Origin of the sequence: Lysobacter zhanggongensis (assembly GCF_046638635.1) — a bacterium.
Classification (GTDB): Bacteria; Pseudomonadota; Gammaproteobacteria; order Xanthomonadales; family Xanthomonadaceae; genus Novilysobacter; species Novilysobacter luteus.
This window is the reverse complement of record NZ_JBJXHK010000021.1, coordinates 23,173-41,189: the sequence shown is the minus strand read 5'-3', so window position 1 is coordinate 41,189 and position 18,017 is coordinate 23,173. Positions and strand designations below refer to the sequence as shown.

Annotated in this window: 15 protein-coding genes; 5 read left to right on the top strand and 10 right to left on the bottom strand. The window is 71.3% G+C overall.

From position 1 onward, the window contains the following. The coding region (locus ACKVMH_RS05745) for a YhdP family protein (protein ID WP_412699583.1) at positions 1 to 2,684 on the top strand (2,684 nt) is incomplete at its 5' end. Positions 2,685 to 2,747: 63 nt separating this feature from the next. Next, complete coding sequence (gene tldD, locus ACKVMH_RS05740) at positions 2,748 to 4,190, top strand: metalloprotease TldD (RefSeq protein WP_412699582.1); 1,443 nt, start codon at positions 2,748 to 2,750, stop codon at positions 4,188 to 4,190. 41 nt (positions 4,191 to 4,231) lie between these two features. On the opposite strand, the gene yjgA is transcribed toward tldD, so the two are convergent. Beyond that, positions 4,232 to 4,813, bottom strand: a complete 582-nt coding sequence (gene yjgA / locus ACKVMH_RS05735) for a ribosome biogenesis factor YjgA (protein ID WP_412699581.1) — start codon at positions 4,811 to 4,813, stop codon at positions 4,232 to 4,234. A gap of 70 nt (positions 4,814 to 4,883) precedes the next feature. On the opposite strand from yjgA, the gene pmbA reads away from it, so the two are divergent. Both pmbA and ACKVMH_RS05725 read left to right on the top strand, forming a co-directional pair. Then, positions 4,884 to 6,254 carry a metalloprotease PmbA gene (pmbA, locus tag ACKVMH_RS05730; protein ID WP_412699580.1) on the top strand — a complete coding sequence of 457 codons (1,371 nt, stop codon included), beginning with the start codon at positions 4,884 to 4,886 and terminating at the stop codon, positions 6,252 to 6,254. A 202-nt stretch (positions 6,255 to 6,456) separates the two neighbouring features. Then, positions 6,457 to 6,801: a DUF4870 domain-containing protein gene (locus ACKVMH_RS05725; RefSeq protein ID WP_215220350.1), complete on the top strand. Its 345-nt coding sequence runs from the start codon at positions 6,457 to 6,459 to the stop codon at positions 6,799 to 6,801. Between the two features lie 48 nt (positions 6,802 to 6,849). On the opposite strand, the gene ACKVMH_RS05720 is transcribed toward ACKVMH_RS05725, so the two are convergent. The 5 genes from ACKVMH_RS05720 to ACKVMH_RS05700 form a co-directional block, all read right to left on the bottom strand. Beyond that, entirely contained in the window at positions 6,850 to 7,731 is an 882-nt protein-coding gene (locus ACKVMH_RS05720; RefSeq protein ID WP_412699579.1) for a polyprenyl synthetase family protein, read from the bottom strand. Next, the gene (locus ACKVMH_RS05715) at positions 7,724 to 7,987 is read right to left on the bottom strand and encodes an exodeoxyribonuclease VII small subunit (RefSeq protein WP_412699578.1); all 264 of its coding nucleotides are present in this window, start codon (positions 7,985 to 7,987) and stop codon (positions 7,724 to 7,726) included. The genes ACKVMH_RS05720 and ACKVMH_RS05715 overlap by 8 nt, the downstream gene beginning before the upstream one ends. A gap of 87 nt (positions 7,988 to 8,074) precedes the next feature. Beyond that, entirely contained in the window at positions 8,075 to 9,388 is a 1,314-nt protein-coding gene (gene tilS / locus ACKVMH_RS05710) for a tRNA lysidine(34) synthetase TilS (protein WP_412699577.1), read from the bottom strand. Positions 9,389 to 9,416: 28 nt separating this feature from the next. Further along, entirely contained in the window at positions 9,417 to 9,662 is a 246-nt protein-coding gene (locus tag ACKVMH_RS05705) for a hypothetical protein (protein WP_412699576.1), read from the bottom strand. Next, complete coding sequence (locus ACKVMH_RS05700; RefSeq protein WP_412699575.1) at positions 9,659 to 10,618, bottom strand: acetyl-CoA carboxylase carboxyltransferase subunit alpha; 960 nt, start codon at positions 10,616 to 10,618, stop codon at positions 9,659 to 9,661. Before ACKVMH_RS05700 ends, ACKVMH_RS05705 begins: the two co-directional genes overlap by 4 nt. Before the next feature lie 163 nt (positions 10,619 to 10,781). Here ACKVMH_RS05700 and ACKVMH_RS05695 point away from each other — a divergent pair, with 163 nt between their 5' ends. Next, complete coding sequence (locus ACKVMH_RS05695; RefSeq protein WP_251370560.1) at positions 10,782 to 11,843, top strand: NADH:flavin oxidoreductase/NADH oxidase; 1,062 nt, start codon at positions 10,782 to 10,784, stop codon at positions 11,841 to 11,843. A 3-nt stretch (positions 11,844 to 11,846) separates the two neighbouring features. Here ACKVMH_RS05695 and ACKVMH_RS05690 read toward each other — a convergent pair whose 3' ends face one another. From ACKVMH_RS05690 to ACKVMH_RS05675, 4 genes are all read right to left on the bottom strand, one after another. Continuing rightward, the gene (locus tag ACKVMH_RS05690) at positions 11,847 to 13,019 is read right to left on the bottom strand and encodes an alpha/beta fold hydrolase (protein ID WP_412699574.1); all 1,173 of its coding nucleotides are present in this window, start codon (positions 13,017 to 13,019) and stop codon (positions 11,847 to 11,849) included. 126 nt (positions 13,020 to 13,145) lie between these two features. Further along, on the bottom strand, positions 13,146 to 13,577 hold the full coding sequence (locus tag ACKVMH_RS05685; protein WP_412699573.1) for a GFA family protein: 432 nt from the start codon (positions 13,575 to 13,577) through the stop codon (positions 13,146 to 13,148). Positions 13,578 to 13,696: 119 nt separating this feature from the next. After that, positions 13,697 to 16,783, bottom strand: a complete 3,087-nt coding sequence (locus tag ACKVMH_RS05680) for an efflux RND transporter permease subunit (RefSeq protein WP_412699572.1) — start codon at positions 16,781 to 16,783, stop codon at positions 13,697 to 13,699. Continuing rightward, the gene (locus ACKVMH_RS05675; protein WP_412699571.1) at positions 16,780 to 17,925 is read right to left on the bottom strand and encodes an efflux RND transporter periplasmic adaptor subunit; all 1,146 of its coding nucleotides are present in this window, start codon (positions 17,923 to 17,925) and stop codon (positions 16,780 to 16,782) included. Before ACKVMH_RS05675 ends, ACKVMH_RS05680 begins: the two co-directional genes overlap by 4 nt. Positions 17,926 to 18,017: the final 92 nt, after the last annotated feature.

Sequence of the window (18,017 nt, the reverse complement as noted above, 5' to 3'; positions counted from 1 at the left end):
ATGCGGCAACGCTCGACGGCACGCTCACCGGCTGGCGCGACGGCGACGGCTGGCGGGTCGGCACCGACGCGCTGCGCATCGCCGGCGACGACTTCGGTGCGACCGCGCGCGGCAGCCTGTGGTGGCAGGGTGATGGCAGTCGCCCGTGGCTCGACCTGGCCGCGACCGTCGACGAGACCGCACTGCCGGTGGCCAAGCGCTTCTGGATCCGCCACCTGATGTCGGCCAACCTCGTCGACTGGCTCGACACCGCGCTGGTGGCCGGCACCGTGCAGGACGGCAAGGCGCTGGTGGCCGGCGACCTGGACGACTGGCCATTCGACGACAACGACGGCCGCTTCGAGGCCACCGCGCATATCGCCGACGCGACCGTGCGTTTCCAGCCGGACTGGCCGGCCGCCGAGCAGGTCGACCTGGACGCGGCGTTCATCGCCGACGGCTTCTCGCTCGAAGGCAACGGCGCGCTGGGCGGCATTGCGATCGGCGAGCTCGCCGCCGGCATCGACCACTACGACGGCGGGCGCCTGGCGGTCGACGCGCAGGGCCGGGCCGATGCGGTCGAACTGGTCCGGCTGCTGCGGGCCAGTCCGTTGCGCGAGCTGCACCCGGAGACGTTCGACAGCGTGCGTGCCAGCGGCCCGGCGGCGGTCGACTTCCACCTGCGGTTGCCGCTGGAGCGCGACGCGACACTGGCGATCAACGGCGACGTCGAGCTCGCCAACGCGCGCCTGTCCGATCCGCGCTGGGACCTGTCGTTCGACCGGGTCAACGGCCGCGCCGAATTCACCCGCGCCGGTTTCCATGCCGAGAACCTGCAGGTGCGTCATGCGGGGCGCCCGGGCGTGCTGCGGCTGCGCGCCGGCGACGGGCACGTAAAGGCGCGTGGCAACCTGTTCGAGGCCGCGGTCGAGGCGGAGTTCGGCATCGACGAACTGCTCGACCGTGCCGAGCCGCTGGCCTGGCTGGAGCCGCACGTCGATGGCCGCTCGCGCTGGAACCTCGAAGTCGCCGTGCCCAAGGGCTCGACGGGCGACACCGCGCGCCTGCAACTGCGGTCCGACTTGGCCGGCACCACGCTCGCGTTGCCCGCCCCCCTGAGCAAGCCGTCCGCCGCGACACTGGCGACGACGGTCGAGATCCCCCTGCCGCTGGACGCGGGTGAGGTCCGTGTCAGCCTCGGGCAGCGGTTGGGCGTGCGCGCGCGAACCGTCGGCGACCGCACCGGCATCCGCATCGCCCTCGGCGGCAATCGCGTGGACCAGCCGCCGCCGCCGTCGGGACTGGTGGCCACCGGCCGTGCCGATACCCTGGATGCGATCGAATGGCTCGGACTGGTGCGGGGCGGCAGTGCGGGCCCCTCGTCGGGCCGGCCGGGCGATGGCAGCCTGCCGCTGCAACGCATCGACGTCACCGCCGCGCGCCTGCAACTGCTCGGCGNCGAATGGCTCGGACTGGTGCGGGGCGGCAGTGCGGGCCCCTCGTCGGGCCGGCCGGGCGATGGCAGCCTGCCGCTGCAACGCATCGACGTCACCGCCGCGCGCCTGCAACTGCTCGGCGGGGTGTTTCCCGACACGCGCCTGCTGGTGGTACCGGCCCCGGACGGGGCGATCGCGGCGCGGGCGGAAGGTGCGTCGCTTCAGGGCGAGCTGCTGCTGCCGGCGGGCGACGAAGCCGTCGCCGGCAAGTTCAGACGGGTCCACTGGCGCAGCGCGCGGGCGGGGTCGACCGCCGCCACCGGCACGGGGGCCAGCGCGGACAGGCCTGCGGCGCGCGCCGTGGTGGCCACGACCGCCACGACGCCGCAAAACGCCAGCAACGCGTCGGGCATCAACCCGGCCGACATCCCGCCGTTGCTGATCGAGGTCGACGACCTGCGCCTGGCCGATGCCCGTCTCGGCAAGGCCAGCCTGCGGACCCGGCCGACCGGTGCGGGCATGCGCGTCGACCAGTTGCAGGCGCGCAACGGCAAGCAGCTGATCGAACTCAGCGGCAGCTGGCTGGGCCACGGCGGCAGCGAGCGGACCCACCTCAGCGCGAAGGTCGACAGCGAAGACTTCGGGCGCCTGCTGACCGGCCTGGGCCACGGCGGACGGCTGGCCGGTGGCCACGGACAGGTACGGCTCGACGCGGGCTGGACCGGCAGCCCGGCCGAGTTCGACGTCGGCGTGCTGGACGGTGACCTGACCCTCGCCGCACGCGATGGCCGGCTGCTCGAGGTCGAGCCGGGCGCGGGCCGGCTGCTCGGCCTGCTGAGCATCGCCGAGCTGCCGCGTCGGCTGTCGCTGGATTTCCGCGATTTCTTCTCGAAAGGGTTCGCGTTCAACCACGTCGAGGGCCGCATCAGCTTCGACCGCGGCCGCGCGAGCAGCGACAACCTGCAGATCGACGGCCCGGCGGCGGAGATCAACATCCGCGGCGCGGCCAACCTGCGCGAAGAGACCTTCAACCAGACGATCGAGGTGCTGCCCAAGACCGGCAACCTGCTGACCGCGGTGGGCGCGATCGCTGGCGGTCCGGTCGGCGCGGCGATCGGCGCGGCCGCCAACGCGGTGCTGCAGAAGCCGCTTGGGCAGATCGGTGCCAAGACCTACAAGGTCACCGGCCCGTGGGAGGAACCCAAGGTGGAGGTGATCAGCCGCGAACAGGGTCGCCTGTCGGCCGTCAAGACGCCTCCCGCCGGTTGAAGCCCCGGGCGGCGCCCGCATATCGTCGGGATACGCACCCACGCGATGCCACGCGGACTCCCCATGACGTTACCGCTGCAACTGGCCGAATCCCGGCTCCTGCTGCCCTCCGGCCTCGACGCCGGCGGCCTCGAACGCACCTTCGGTACCCTGCTCGGGCCGGGCATCGACTTCGGCGACCTGTACTTCCAGCACGCCCGGCGCGAGAGCTGGACGGTCGAGGACGGCATCGTCAAGGACGGCGCCCACTCGATCGAGCAGGGCGTCGGCGTACGCGCCATCAGCGGCGAAAAGACCGGTTTCGCCTATTCGGACGAGATCAACGCGCCCGCGCTCATCGAAGCGTCCAAGTCGGCCCGCGCGATCGCCCGTGACGGCTCGACCGTCACGACCCGTTCGCTGGTGCGCGGCAACGCGCTCGACCTGTATCCCAGCGACGACCCGATCGATTCGCTGCCCAACGAAGCCAAGGTCGAGGCGTTGCGCACGCTGGACCGCCTGCTGCGCGCGGCCGATCCGCGGGTCAAGCAGGTCATGGTCAGCCTGGCGGGCGGGGTCGATACCGTGCTCGTGGCGCGCAGCGACGGCGTGCTTGCCGCCGACGTGCGGCCGCTTGTGCGGCTCAACGTGCAGGTGATCGTCGAGCAGAACGGCCGCCGCGAGAGCGGCTACACCGGCGGCGGCGGGCGCTACAGCTACACCGAGCTGCTCGCCGACGGCAAACCCGAGGCCTGGGCGCGCGAGGCGTTGCGGCAGGCACTGGTCAACCTCGAGGCGGTCGACGCGCCGGCCGGCGTGATGCCGGTGGTGCTCGGCAGCGGCTGGCCCGGCGTGTTGCTGCACGAGGCGGTCGGGCACGGGCTGGAGGGCGACTTCAACCGCAAGGGCACGTCCACCTACGCCGGCCGCATGGGCCAGCGCGTGGCATCGCCGGGCGTGACCATCGTGGACGACGGCACGCTGCCGGGGCGCCGCGGCTCGCTCAACATCGACGACGAAGGCGAGCCGACCCAGTGCACGCCGCTGATCGAGGACGGCGTGCTCACGGGTTACATGCAGGACTCGCTCAACGCCCGCCTGATGGGCATGAAGCCGACCGGCAACGGTCGCCGCGAGTCGTTCGCGCACCTCGTGATGCCGCGCATGACCAACACCTACATGCTCGCCGGCCAGCACGATCCGGAGGAGATGATCCGCTCGGTCAAGAAGGGCCTGTACGCGGTCAACTTCGGTGGCGGCCAGGTCGACATCACGAGCGGCAAGTACGTGTTCTCGGCGACCGAGGCCTACCTGATCGAGGATGGCAAGGTGACCGCGCCGGTCAAGGGCGCGACCCTGATCGGCAACGGCCCGGAAACCATGCAGAAGGTGCGCATGATCGGCCACGACCTCGCGCTGGACGAGGGCGTCGGCGTCTGCGGCAAGGACGGCCAGAGCGTGCCGGTCGGCGTGGGCCAGCCCTCGCTGCTGATCGACGGCCTGACGGTGGGCGGCACCCAGGCGTGACGCCCTTGGCGTGCGCCCGCCAGGCCTGCCCGTCGACCGGACTAGTCGTCGGTATCCGGCACGTCCTCGTCGGGCATGTCATCCGACGTCGTGCCGGCGGTGGCGCCGGCCAGGATCAGCTCGCGCAGGTGGCGGAACAGTTCGCGGAACGCACGCGGCGGCTTGTTGCGCTTGCGCTCTTCCAGCGTGTTGCGCGCCAGCTGGCGCAGGGCCTGCCGGTCCGCATCGGGGTACTGGCCGATCAGTTCGGCCAGCGCGGCGTCGCCCTCGGCCAGCAGGCGGTCGCGCCAGGCTTCGACCCGGTGCATGGCCGCCACCTCGCGCCGGGCGGCGTCGCCTTTTTCATCCAGCGCGTCGCGGATCGCGTCCAGCACCTCGTCATCCTCGCGGCGCATCTGCTTGGCCAGGAACGCCAGCTGCCGCTTGTGCGCGATGTGCGAGGTGATGCGGCGGGACTCGCGGATGTGCGGCAGCAACGACTCCGGCACCGGCAGCTTCGCCAGCTGCGCATCGGTCAACGCAACCAGCTGCTGGCCCAGGTTCAGTATTTCCAGCGCATCGCGCCGCTGCTGGCTGCGGCTGTCGCCCAGGAACTCACCGGTTTCTTCGTCTCTGCCGCGCATCGTCGTGTCCGTTTATGGGCATCGCGCGCAACCGCGGCGCATGCCGTGCAAGAACTGAAAGGATAAGTCATTGAACGACATCGCCCCCGCCACCGCGCCCTTCCACGCCGACAGCGAGGCGCGCCTGGACGCGCTCGCAGTCCTCTCCCAGCGTCTGCTGGAGGCCGCCCGCGCCGCCGGCGCCGACCAGGCCGAGGTGTCCTGCTCGGAGGATGCCGGCCTCAACGTCAACGTCCGCATGGGCGAGGTCGAGACGGTCGAGTCCACCCGTGACCGCGGCATCGCCGTCACCGTGTACTTCGGCGGGCGCAAGGGCAGCGCCTCCACGGCCGACCTGCGCGAGGAAAGCCTGGCCGCAACAGTCGACCAGGCCTGCGCGATCGCCCGCCATACCGAACACGACCCTGCGGCCGGGCTGGCCGACGCGGGGTTGATGGCCACCGACCTGCGCGAGTTCGACAGCTGGCACCCATGGGCGGTCGAGGCCGACCAGGCGATCGACCTCGCGCTGGCCTGCGAGCAGGCCGGCCGCGATTTCGACCCGCGGCTGGAGAACTCCGACGGCGCCTCGATCGGCAGTGGCAGCAGCCTGTCGGTGTACGCCAACTCGCATGGCTTCGTCGGCCGCGAGCGCAGCACCCAACATAGCCTCGGGTGCGCGCTGATCGCCGGTCGCGGCGCCGACATGCAGCGCGACGGCTGGTACACCATCGCGCTGTCGGCCGACGAGCTGGAATCAGCCGCGACCGTGGGCCGAAAGGCGGCCGAACGCGCGGTGTCGCGCTTGTCGCCGCGCCAGGTGCCGACCGGCGAGTACCCGGTGCTGTTCTCGGCCGAGGTCGCACGATCGCTGATCGGACACCTGCTGGGCGCGGTGTCCGGCGGCGCGCTGTACCGCCGCGCGAGCTTCCTGGTCGACTCGGTGGGGCAGGCGCTGTTCCCCGAGTGGTTCGCGATCGATGAGCGGCCCTTCCTGCCGCGCGGTTTCCGCTCGGCCTCGTTCGATGCCGAGGGCGTGGCCACGCGCGATTCCTCGCTGGTCGCGAGGGGCGTGCCGCAGCGCTACATCCTGGGCAGCTACTCCGCGCGCCGCCTCGGCCTGCAGACCACCGCCAATGCCGGCGGCGTGCACAACCTGCAGGTGGCGGCCAACGCCGGCGACCTGGACGCGATGCTGGCCGGCATGGGGCGCGGCCTGCTGGTGACCGAGCTGATGGGACAGGGCGTCAACACCATCACCGGCGACTATTCGCGCGGCGCGGCCGGGTTCTGGATCGAGGATGGCAAGCCGCAGTACGCGGTCGACGGCATCACCATCGCCGGCAACCTGCGTGCCATGTACCAGGCGATCGAGGCGGTCGGCAGCGACGTCGATCCGCGCTCGCACGTGCGCACCGGCTCGATCCTGGTCGGACGGATGACGGTCGCCGGCGAAGGCTGACCGTGACCGACGGCGGTTGACCGCTCACCCCTGCGGCGCGACAGTCGGGGTCCGGTCCTCCAGGGAGACAAGGCACGTGAACACCAGCGAGAACGACCCGTACGAAAGCGACCCGCGCGGCACGCCGCCGCCGTTCGACCCGCCTCCTGCCGATGAGTCCGTGGCGGCCAGCGGCATCTCGGCCGAGGAGCGCCAGTGGGCGATGTTCGCCCACCTGTCCGCGCTGGTCGGCGGCCTGCTGACCTCCGCCGCCGGCGGCTGGGGCACCTTTATTGGCCCGCTGGTCATCTGGCTGGTCAAGAAGGACACCATGCCGTTCGTCAACGACCAGGGTAAGGAAGCGCTCAACTTCAACATCACCGTCGCGATCATCTGCCTCGCGCTGGTGCTGCTGTCGATCGTCACGCTCGGCATCGGCCTGATCATCGCGATCCCGGCCTGGGTGATCGTCGGCATCGCGTGGCTGGTATTGACCATCCTCGCGGCGGTCAAGGCCAACGAAGGCGTTGCCTATCGCTATCCGCTGACGCTGCGGCTGATCAAGTAGACCTCGCAACCGTGGGTCGGCCGTCGAGGCGGCCGGCCCACGCACGCATCACCGATCCCGTTCCACCGCCAGCCGGCCGAGCGCACGCAGCCCGTCGGCACGGTCGCCGAAGGGCGCGAGCGCGGCGTCCATCGCCCGGGACAGCTCATCCAGACGCTGGCGCGAAGCCGTCATCCCCAGCAGGGCGGGGAAGGTCGCCTTGTCCTGTGCCGCGTCCTTGCCGGCGGTCTTGCCGAGCGTGGCGCTGTCGCCCTCGACATCGAGGATGTCGTCGCGGACCTGGAAGGCCAGCCCCAGCGCGTCGGCGTAGCGGTCCAGCGCGTCGAGCGCATCGTCATCGGCATCGCCGCACAGCGCGCCCATGCGGACCGCTGCACGGATCAGCGCCCCGGTCTTGAGAGCGTGCAGTTGTTCCAGGTCGCCAACCGTCATCGCGTGGCCGTTGCCGGTGGCGTGCAGGTCGAGTGCCTGCCCCCCGCACATGCCGGCCGCGCCCGCCGCGCTGGCGAGCGCGCGCAGCAGCTCCACCCGGATGGGGGGCGAGCCGGGTGCATCGGCGAGCACGGCGAAGGCCAGCGACTGCAGCGCATCGCCAGCCAGGATCGCGGTGGCCTCGTCGAAGGCGACGTGCACGGTCGGCTGGCCCCGCCGCAGGTCGTCGTCGTCCATCGCCGGCAGGTCGTCGTGCACCAGCGAATAGGCATGGATCAGCTCGATCGCGACCGCTGGTGCGTCCAGCAGCGCAGGGTCGGCGTTGAACAGCGCACCGCTGGCGTGGACCAGCAGGGGGCGCATGCGCTTGCCGCCCAACAGCACGGCGTGCCGCATCGCCGCGTGCAGGCGTTGCGGGGCACGATTGTCGGCGGGGAGGGCGCGGTCGAGGGCGGCGTCGGTGCGTACGCGCCACGCGGCCAGTTGCGGCTCAGGCATCGGGCGACGCGGGCGGGTCGAACGGTTGCCCGCTGGCCGGATCCTGCGGATCGCTCAGCAGGCGCACGCGCAGTTCGGCCTGCTCAAGCGCGGTCTGGCAGCGGCGGTACAGCCCGACCCCGCGTTCGTAGGCGGCGAGCGACTCTTCCAGGCTCATCTCGCCGTGCTCCATCTTCTCGACCAGTTGCTCGAGCGCGTCGAGCGAGGTCTCGAAATCGGCGACGGGCGAGGCTTCGGGTTCGGCTTTGCGTGGCATGCGGCAAGTGTGGAGGGCGACCGGGGGCGGGTCAACGCGGCCCAAGGGCAACGCGCACGACCGGATGCGGACGTGGATGGCCGCGTTCTACGCCGGGCGCCACGCCAGCGCGACATTGCGCTCCTGCAACCATGCCTGCATCCGCGCCGACAGCACGCGGTCTCCTGCCGCCAGCAGTTCGCCGTTGGGGGTCGACAGCAGCGGCATCCGGGGCCGTTCCCATGGTGGCACGCCGCGATCCTGCAGGACGTGCTTCAGCAGATGTGAGTGCGCGCGGCCGGGCAAGGTGATGCGTTCGCCGCCGCGGCGGGCGTGGACGATGACGGGTGGATCGAAGGCGGCCCGCTCCGCGCCAGCCGACGGCGCAAGCGGGCACAGCTGCAACGTCCCGCCGCCGAGCAGGGGTAGCGGCGCAAGGCCGTCCCAACGTGCCTGCCAGTCCGGCGGCAGGCCGGGCTGCAGTCGGGCGGCATGCAGCAGGTCGCGCCATGCGTGGACCGCGGCGCCCGCCCATGCGTAGCGGGGCGTGGCATCGCTGGGGGCGGGCAGCAGTTCGGATTCGATCCGCGCGACGCCGCCGGCGGGCAGCGGCGGCAGGCCGAGGCCGGCGATCCAGCGGCGGAGTACGCGCGCGCGCCTTTCGGGTGGGAGGCGCACCAGCGCGGCACGTGACAGCAGTGCCGGTTGCCCCGGCAGCCCGCACGCCTGTAGTGCGTCGGTGTCACCCGCGTCCAGCAGGACGGCTGCCTCGCCACACAGGTCGGCCGAGCGGGCCATCGCCGCCGCGGCGTGGGGCCAGCGTGACGCCAGCAGCGGCATCACCCGGTGGCGCAGGAAGTTGCGGTCGAACGCCTCGTCGGTGTTGGAGGGATCCTCGATCCAGTCCAGCCTGTGCGCAGTCGCGTAGGACAGCAGGGATGCGCGTGGCAGCTGCAGCAGCGGGCGCCAGAGATGGCCGCGCCCGAAGTCGCGCCACGCCGGCATCGCCGCCAGGCCATCGGGGCCCGAGGCCCGCAATGCACGCAGCAGGAAGGTTTCGGCCTGATCGTCGCGGTGATGGGCCAAGGCCAGGACTTCGCCCGCGACCAGCCCTTCGGCAAAGGCGGCCCGCCGCGCCCGCCGCGCCGCGCCCTCGATGCCGAGTCCGTCCTCGCGCGACACCGTCACGCGGGAGACCGTCAGCGGTACGCCGAGCGCCGCGCAGGCGGCCTCGCACCGGCCCACCCATGCATCGGCGTGCGCGTGCAGGCCGTGGTGGACATGCCACGCTCGCAGCCCGCGGACACGCACCTCCGGCTCCGATGCGAGCCGATGCAGCAGGACCGTCGAATCGAGCCCACCGCTCAATGCGACGCAGACCTGCGCGTCGGGAAGAGCGGGAAGGGGCAGGGCGGTGCCCATCGCGGCGCGCCCGGGGTGTCTGGCCCGCCTACGGGCGCCAGTTGCGGCGGCGGCCGGCCGGCGCGTCGTCGGGATCGCGGTTGGACGCCTCGTCGCGGTGGCTCGCCACCGGCGGCGCCAGCATGCAGCTGGCGGCCACCAGCAGGCAGGCCGCGGACAACCCGGCAAAGCCCATCGCGACCAGCACGTTGACCGACAGCGCGAACCAGATGCCGACCCCGAACAGCAGGCCGACGATCGCCCAGTACTTCGCAGCGCGGCGGCCGAACATCATGCCGCCTCGTACGCGCCGTAGCCGCGCAGGCGCTCATAACGGCGCTGCAGCAGGTCGGCGGTGGAAAGGGCCTCGAGCGTGTCGAGCTCGTTCATCAGCACGGTCTTCAGCCGGGTCGCGATCTGCCGCGGATTGCGGTGGGCGCCGCCGGTCGGCTCGCGCACGACCTTGTCGACCAGCCCCAGGCCGTGCAGGCGCGTGGCGGTCAGGCCGAGCTGTTCGGCCGCGTCCTTGGCCTTGCCGGCGTCCTTCCAGAGGATGGAGGCGCAGCCTTCGGGTGAGATCACCGAGTACGTGCTGTACTGCAGCATCACCGTGCAGTCGCCGACGCCGATCGCCAGCGCGCCGCCGGAGCCGCCTTCGCCGATGACGGTGCAGATGATCGGCACCTTCAGCTCGGCCATCTCCAGCAGGTTGCGCGCGATCGCCTCCGACTGGCCGCGCTCCTCTGCGCCGATGCCGGGGTAGGCGCCGGGGGTATCGATGAAGGTCAGGATCGGGAGGCCGAAGCGCTCGGCCAGCTTCATCAGGCGCAGCGCCTTGCGGTAGCCCTCCGGGCGCGGCATGCCGAAGTTGCGGCGGATCTTGCTCTTGGTGTCGCGGCCCTTCTCGTGGCCGATGATCACCACGCTGCGGCCGTCGATACGGCCCAGCCCGCCGACGATGGCGGCATCGTCACTGTAGGCGCGGTCGCCGGCCAGTTCCTGGAACTCGTCGCACATCACCCGGATGTAGTCGTTGGTGTGCGGCCGGGCCGGGTGGCGCGCCAGCTGCGACACCTGCCAGGGCGAGAGGTCGCGGAAGATCTGCGCGGTCCGCTTGCGCAGCTTGTCCCGCAGCGCGTGGACTTCGGCATCGGCGTCCACCGCCGAGCCGTGGCTGGCGTGGCGCAACTCCTGGATCTTGGCTTCCAGGTCGGCGATGGGCTGTTCGAAGTCGAGGTAGTTCGGGTTCATGCGGTGCTTGTCTCGGGCAGGCGGGCTGCCGGTCAATCGGGACAGTCTAGCCGACCGCCCCGGGCCGTACCGAGCCGTCCGGCCGGCCCGCGGTGCCGTCCGCAACACGCCGCCGCGACCGCCACCGGTGCATGCTCGTGGCTTCGCACCCGGAGGATCGACCTTGCCCCGCCTGTTCCAGCCCCTGACCCAGCGCGACATCACCTTCCGCAACCGCATCGCCGTCTCGCCGATGTGCCAGTACTCGGCCCGTGACGGACTGCCCGACGACTGGCACCTGGTCCATCTGGGCAGCCGCGCGGTCGGGGGCGCCGCGACGGTCATCGCCGAGGCCACGGCGGTGTCGCCGGAAGGCCGTATCTCGCCGGCCGACACGGGACTGTGGAACGAGTCGCAAACCAGCGCGTGGACACGCATCAACCGCTTCATCGCCGAGCAGGGCGCGGTACCGGCGGTGCAACTGGCGCATGCCGGACGCAAGGCCAGCACTGATGCGCCATGGCGCGGCGGCGGCATGGTCGGGCCCGAACTTGGCGGCTGGACGCCGGTGGCGCCCTCGGCGGTCGCCTTCGATGAACGCTCCGCGGTGCCCGAGGCGCTGGACGCGGCCGGGATCGAACAGGTCATCGAGGACTTCGCGGCCGCCACCCGCCGCGCGCTCGACGCCGGCTTCCAGATGCTCGAGATCCACGCCGCCCACGGCTACCTGTTGCACGAGTTCCTGTCGCCGTTGTCCAACCTGCGCACCGACCGCTACGGCGGTGGCTTCGACCAGCGCATCCGGCTGCTGCTGGAGGTCGTCGATGCGGTCCGGTCGGACTGGCCCGAGCGGCTGCCCCTGTGGCTGCGCATCTCCGCCACCGACTGGGTCGAGGGCGGCTGGGACATCGAGCAGAGCATCGCCTTGGCCGATCGCGTGCGCGAGCGCGGCGTCGACCTCATCGACGTGTCCAGTGGTGGCAGCGTGCCGAACGCGAAGATCCCGCTGCAGCCCGGCTATCAGGTGCCGTTCGCTTGCCGGATCCGGCGTGAGGCGGGCATCGCCACCGGCGCGGTGGGCCTGCTGACCGAGCCGGCCCAGGTCGAGCGGATCGTTGCGGACCAGGAGGCCGACATGGTGCTGCTGGCGCGCGAGTTGCTGCGCGACCCGTACTTCCCGCGGCGCGCGGCGCAAGCCCTCGGGGCCGACATCACGCCGCCGCCGCAGTACGGGCGCGCCTGGTAGGCCTCAGCGACGCGCCGGGCCGTCCGGTTGCATCGACGCCGGACAGCCGCCGCCGGTGGCGATCGGGTGGACCGTCTCGAGCAGGGTGACCAGGGTCTTGCCGGGCTCCTCCCACGGGACCATGTGCGCGGACCGCTCGAACCAGACCCCGGCCTTGCACGGGGCTTCGACCGCATCGATCCAAGCCGCGGTCGGCGCCGACGGGGTGGTGTAGTCGTGCCGTCCCATCAGCATCACCACCGGGATCGGGAACGTATCCACGCCGCTGAAATCCACCGCGAGGAACTCCGGCAGCACGCGCCACAGGGTGAAACCGTTGCCGTCGTCGATCGCGCGGACATCAGCGGCGCTGTAGTCCGGCGACAGCCAGGGGCCGCGGTGGTAATACGGCGACTCCGCGCGGTAGGCGGTCATCCCGCCGTAATGCTGCGGCCACTTGCGCGCGACGATGATGCGCTCGCGCGTGATCGGCTGGTTGCCGGGGTACGGGGCGATCGCCTCCATCTCCGCGACCGCCTCGGCGTTGCCCTCCTCGCGTGCGCGACGCAACCCATAGTCGAAACTCAACTGCTCGTTGAGGCGGGTGTTGATGACCTGGCCGATGCCGACATAGGCGTAGAACAGGTCGGGGCGCCGCAGCGCGGCCCGGGTCGCGACGATGGTGCCCCAGCTGTGCCCGACCAGCACGAGCCTGTCCTTGCCCAGCCGCTCGCGGACGTGGTCGGCGATCTCGATCGCGTCATCGACATAGGTGTCGATCCGGATGGTGTCGGCGAGCGCTTCGGGGTCGTTCTCGCGGTAGGTCTTGCCGGCGCCGCGCTGGTCGTAATGCACGACCGTGAAGTACTCCTCCAGCGGGCGCTGGAACTGCCACGCGGTCGGCATCGCGGGCGAGGCCGGTCCGCCGTGGACGAAAAGCAGCACGGGATTGTCGCGGTCGTGCCCGCGGATGTTGATCCACTGGTCGATGCCGCCGATGCGCGTCTTGTAGGTTTCCTGCACGCCGCCAGGGGTGTCGATGCGGGTGAGGTCCTGCACCACCTGGCGCATCTTTCCGCACAGCTCGCCGCAGTCGGGCGAGTAAGCGGACGTGGCCGGCGGCGGCGCCGCAAGGGCGTTGGACAAGCACAGGCTCAGGGCGGCCATCGCCACGGTCGGAAAACAGGCTTTGCGCATGGGGCCTCCTTGGGCCATCCGCGTCACGGCGCCGCGGTTCGAGCCCACGATAACCAGCGAAGGGGGCACCACGCGGGTGCCGGAAGGCAGTGCAACCTTCCGGGTCGCCGATGCATCGGCATGGCGTCAGGCCGGGCCGGCAGTGGCCCGGTCGGAAGGGTGGTTGACCCCGTCCTCGCAGCTCACCCCGGCGATCTTCAGCGGATTGATCCCATCCAGGCAGCCGACGTTGTAGCCGTACTGCTCCGGGTTGGAGCGGCGCTGGTGGTGGGTGTAGATGCCGCATGTCCCGCAGAAGTAATGGCGCGCGGTGTGCGTGTTGAACTGGTACAGGCGCAAGCGATCCGCGCCGCGGACCACGTGCAGCCCTGCCAAGGGTACGGAGGCCACGACCGCGCCCTTGCGCCGGCAGATCGAGCAATCGCACCGGCGCGGATCGACGATCCCGTCGGGCAGGTCCAGCGCCAGTTCCACCTCGCCGCAGTGGCAGGTGGCCCGGTGTCGCGCCAACACCGCCACGCCGTCGACCTCGCGAATGCCCCGCTCACGATGTTCCATCCGTCACCTCCTGCTGGCGTGGGTCGCCGAATATACGACCAGCCTGTCGCGCTCGGTGGCTCTCGGTGGCGAATGCGCTTCTGCATCGCACGGAGAACGCAACGCTTGCGTGGTGAGGTTCAGGTCGCTGCCGACGCCTGGTCGTGCCGGCCGCGGCGGAAGCGCCGCGCGAACCAGTCGCCGACGTCGTGCAGCACGGTGTAGGCGGCTGGCACCACGATCAGGCTGAGCAGGGTGGAAGTGATCAGCCCGCCGATCACCGCCCAGGCCATCGGGGCGCGGAAGCTGGAGTCGCCCGACAGGCCGAGCGCCAGCGGCATCATGCCCGCGCCCATCGCCAGCGTGGTCATGATCACCGGCCGCGCGCGCTTGCGGCAGGCGTCCACCAGCGCGTCGTGCTGCGACAGGCCGTGTTCGTCCTCGGCCATCACCGCGTAATCGACCAGCAGGATCGAATTCTTGGTCGCCACGCCGATCAGCATCAGCAAGCCGATCAGCGCCGGCAGCGACAGCATGTTCTGGGTGATCAGCAGCGCGCCGAACGCGCCCCCGGCCGACAGCGGCACCGCGGTCAGGATGGTCAGCGGCTGCACCGGATGGTTGAACAGCAACAGCAGCACCATGTAGATGCAGACGATGCCGGCGGCCATCGCCAGCGCGAAGCCGGTGAACAGCTCGACGAACACTTCGGCATCGCCGGTGTTGAGGAACTCCACGCCCGCCGGCAGGTTCTGCACGCTGGGCAGTTGCTGCACCTCCTGCATTACCTCGCCGAGCGGACGGCCGCTGAGCTCGGCGGTCAGGGTGACGTTGCGCTGGCGCTTGTAACGCGAGATCACCGACGGCCCGCTGCCCGACTCGATGGTGGCCACGGCCGACAGCGGCACCGGGCCCTGGTTGCCGCGCACCTGCAACTGGCCGATCAGCGCCGGGTCGCGCAGGTCCTCGCGGGCAAAGCCGACCCGGATCGGCACCTGCCGGTCGGGCAGGTTGAGCTTGGCCATGCGCTGGGTGTAGTCGCCGGCGGTTGCCACGCGCGCGGCCTCGGCGATTGCCGACGTCGCCACGCCCAGGTCGGCCGCGCGTGCCGGTTGCGGCACGATCCGGATCTCCGGTCGCAGCAGCGAGGCCGAGGAGGAAATGCTGCCGAGCCCTTCCAGCTGGCGCAGGTCGCGCTCGACCGCTGCCGCGGCCGCATGCAGCGCCTCGGGGTCGTCACCGGCCAGCACCAGCTGCATCAGGCCACCGGGCTCGGCGCTGACGAAGCTCACGCGCGTGCCGGGCAGGTCGGCCAGGCGCTGGCGGACTTCCTGTTCGAGTTCCTGCTGGGTGCGGTCGCGGTCATCGGCCGGGCCCCAGTCGACCACCAGCGTGGCCGCGCGCGGACTGCCACTGCCGGTCTTGGATGGGTCGCCCAGGTCCAGCGCGGCGCCGACCATGGTGAACACGCTGTGCAGTTCCGGCATCGATGCCAGCTCCGCGCGCGCCTGCTCGGCCACGGCGATGGTTTCCTCCAGTGGCGTGCCTGGCGGCAGTTCCACGCTGAGGTTGCTGCGGCCCTGGTCGGCGATCGGGATGAAGGTGGTCGGAATCAGCGGCACCATCGCCAGCGACAGCACGAACAGGCCGAACGCGATCCACAGCGTGCGGCCGCGGTGGCGCAGCGCGGCATCGACCCAGCCCAGGTAGCGCTTCATGAGCCTTGATTCGCCGGGGTCGTCGGCATGCGGCTTGAGCAGGTAGGCCGCCATCATCGGCGTCAGCAGGCGCGCGACCAGCAGCGAGAACATCACCGCCGTCGCCGCGGTCCAGCCGAACTCGCGGAAGAACTTGCCGGCGATGCCGGGCATGAAGGCCACCGGCACGAACACCGCCGCCAGCGTGGCGGAGGTGGCGATGACCGCGGTGCCGATCTCGTCGGCGGCCTCGCGGGCGGCTTCGCGCGGCGTCTTGCCCATGCCCAGGTGGCGGACGATGTTCTCGATCTCCACGATCGCGTCGTCCACCAGGATGCCGACCACCACCGACAGCGCCAGCAGCGTGATCATGTTGAGCGAGAAGCCCAGCAGGTGGATCACCGCAAACGTCGGGATGATCGAAAGGGGCAGGGCCACCGCGCTGACCCAGGTGGCACGCCAGTCGCGCAGGAACAGCCACACCACCACCAGCGCCAGCAGTGCGCCTTCCCACAGCATCGTCATCGACGAGTCGTAGGAACGCTCGGTCTCGTCGACCATGTTGCTGACCAGCTGGAACTCCACCCCGGGGTTGCGCTCGACCAGTCCGGCCAGGGTCGCCTTGACCTCCTCGGCCACGTCCAGCTCGTCGGCCCCTCGGCTGCGGGAGACCGAGAAGGCCACCACGGGTTCCCCGTCCAGCAGCGCGGCCTGGGTCGGGTCGGCGGCCGCGTCGGTGATCGTCGCAATCGATGACAGCCGCACCGCGCGGCCGTCTGCCAGGCTGATGGTGTAGTTGCGCAGGTCCTGCACGTCCTCGACAGTGCCGACCGTGCGGATGGTCTGCTGCTCGCCGCCGATCTCGGCGCGGCCGCCGGGCCGCTCCACCTGGATCAGCGCCAGTTGCTGCGACACCTCGGCCGCGGTGGCGCCGAAGGCGAGCAGCTTCTGGGGGTCCAGGTCGACCCGGATCTGCCGCTCGATGCCGCCAATGCGTTGCACCTGGGCGACGCCGTCCACGCCATACAGGGCGCGGGCGACCTCCCGGTCGACGAACCACGACAGCTGGTCGGGCGCCATCGCCGGCGCCGACACGGCGTAGGTCAGCAGCGCGCCGCCGATCTCGACCTTGCTGACCAGCGGCTCCTGGATGTCCTGCGGCAGGTCGGTGCGCACGCGCGTCACCGCATCCTTGGTCTCGTCGAGCGCCTCGTCGATGTCCACCTCGAGCTCGAACTCGATCATCGTGGTGCTGACGCCCTCGGTGACCGTCGACACCACCCGCTTGATGTCGGGAATGGTGGCGACCGAGTCCTCGACCCGGCGGGTGACTTCGGTCTCCAGCTGCGACGGCGACGCGCCGGGCTGCAGCACGGTCACCGTGGTCATCGGGAATGCGATGTCGGGGAAGCGCGCCACCGGCAGCTGCATAAAGCCCCAGATGCCGGCCACGCACAGCACGAAGAACACCATCACCGCCGGCAGCGGGCGGCCGATGGCCCAGGACGAAAGGGTGCCGCCGCCGCTCATGGGGTGGTGGCCGTGCCGCCGTCCGCGGTGTCAGCGGCCGCCGGCGCTGGCGCTGGCGCTGGTTTCTCTTCGACCACCCGCACCGGGTCGCCGTCGGCGAGGAAGCCGGCGCCGCGTGTCACCACCTGCGCGCCCGGCTCCAGCCCGCCGCGCACCTCGACGAAGCCGTGGTCGGTCGCACCGCGCTCGATCCGTGCCATGCGCGCGACGCCGTCCTCGACCACGAACACCGACGGGAAGCCATCGCGAAGCACCACCGCGCTGACCGGCACCACCGGCACCGTCGCCAGCCCGGTGCTGATCCGACCTTCCAGGTAGGTGCCCGGCTGCAGGCCGGCCGGCTCGGGCAGGTCGGCAAACACGGTGCCGGTGCGACTGGCCGCGTCGACGCCGGGCGATACCGCACGCACCGTGCCGACCACCGCGTCGCCATCGCGGTCGCGCAGCTCGACCCGGTCACCGGGGTTGACGTCGCCCAGGTCCTCGGCGGGGAGCTCGGCGCGCCATTCCAGCTCGCCATCCTTGATCAGTCGCAGCAGCTCGCTGCCCGCCGCGACCACCTGGCCGGGCTGCACCAGCCGGGCGGAGATGATGCCGTCGGCGGGGGCGCGCAACGTCGCGAAATCGCGCCGCAGTTGTGAGGCGTCGCGCGCCGCGCGCGCGGTGCCGACACGTGCCTCGGCCTGGGTGCGCGCCGCCCGCAGTTCGTCCAACGCCGACGCGCTGATGTATTGCCCGCTGGCCAGTTGCTCGCCGCGCGCCAGGTTGGACCGCGCCAACGACGCCCCGGCCTCCGCCTCGCGCAGCGCCGCCTGCGCCTGCGCCAGGTCGGACTCCAGCGTGCGGGCGTCCAGCGTCAGCAGCACGTCGCCGCGGTCGACCTCCTCGCCTTCGTCGACGTTGACAGAGGTGACCCGCAGTCCGCTCAGTTCGACGCCGAGCTGCATCTCCTCGACCGGCGTGACCGGCCCCGAGGCGGTGACGCCGCTGGCCAGCTCGCGTCGCACCACCGGCGCGGTGGTGACCGCCATGCCGGCGCTGGCGTTGGCGCCCGCGTCCTCCGCGTTGTCATCGCCTCCACAGCCGGCCAGCGCCAGGCAGAGGGAGGCCAGGGGCAGCCACATGCGAAACGACACGGACATCGGGAACTCCGGCGGCAGGGACGCGGCAGTGTACTCAGGGGTTCATTAATTCGCTTTCACCGTGACGAGTGCTCCGCGGTGGCCCTTTGCGA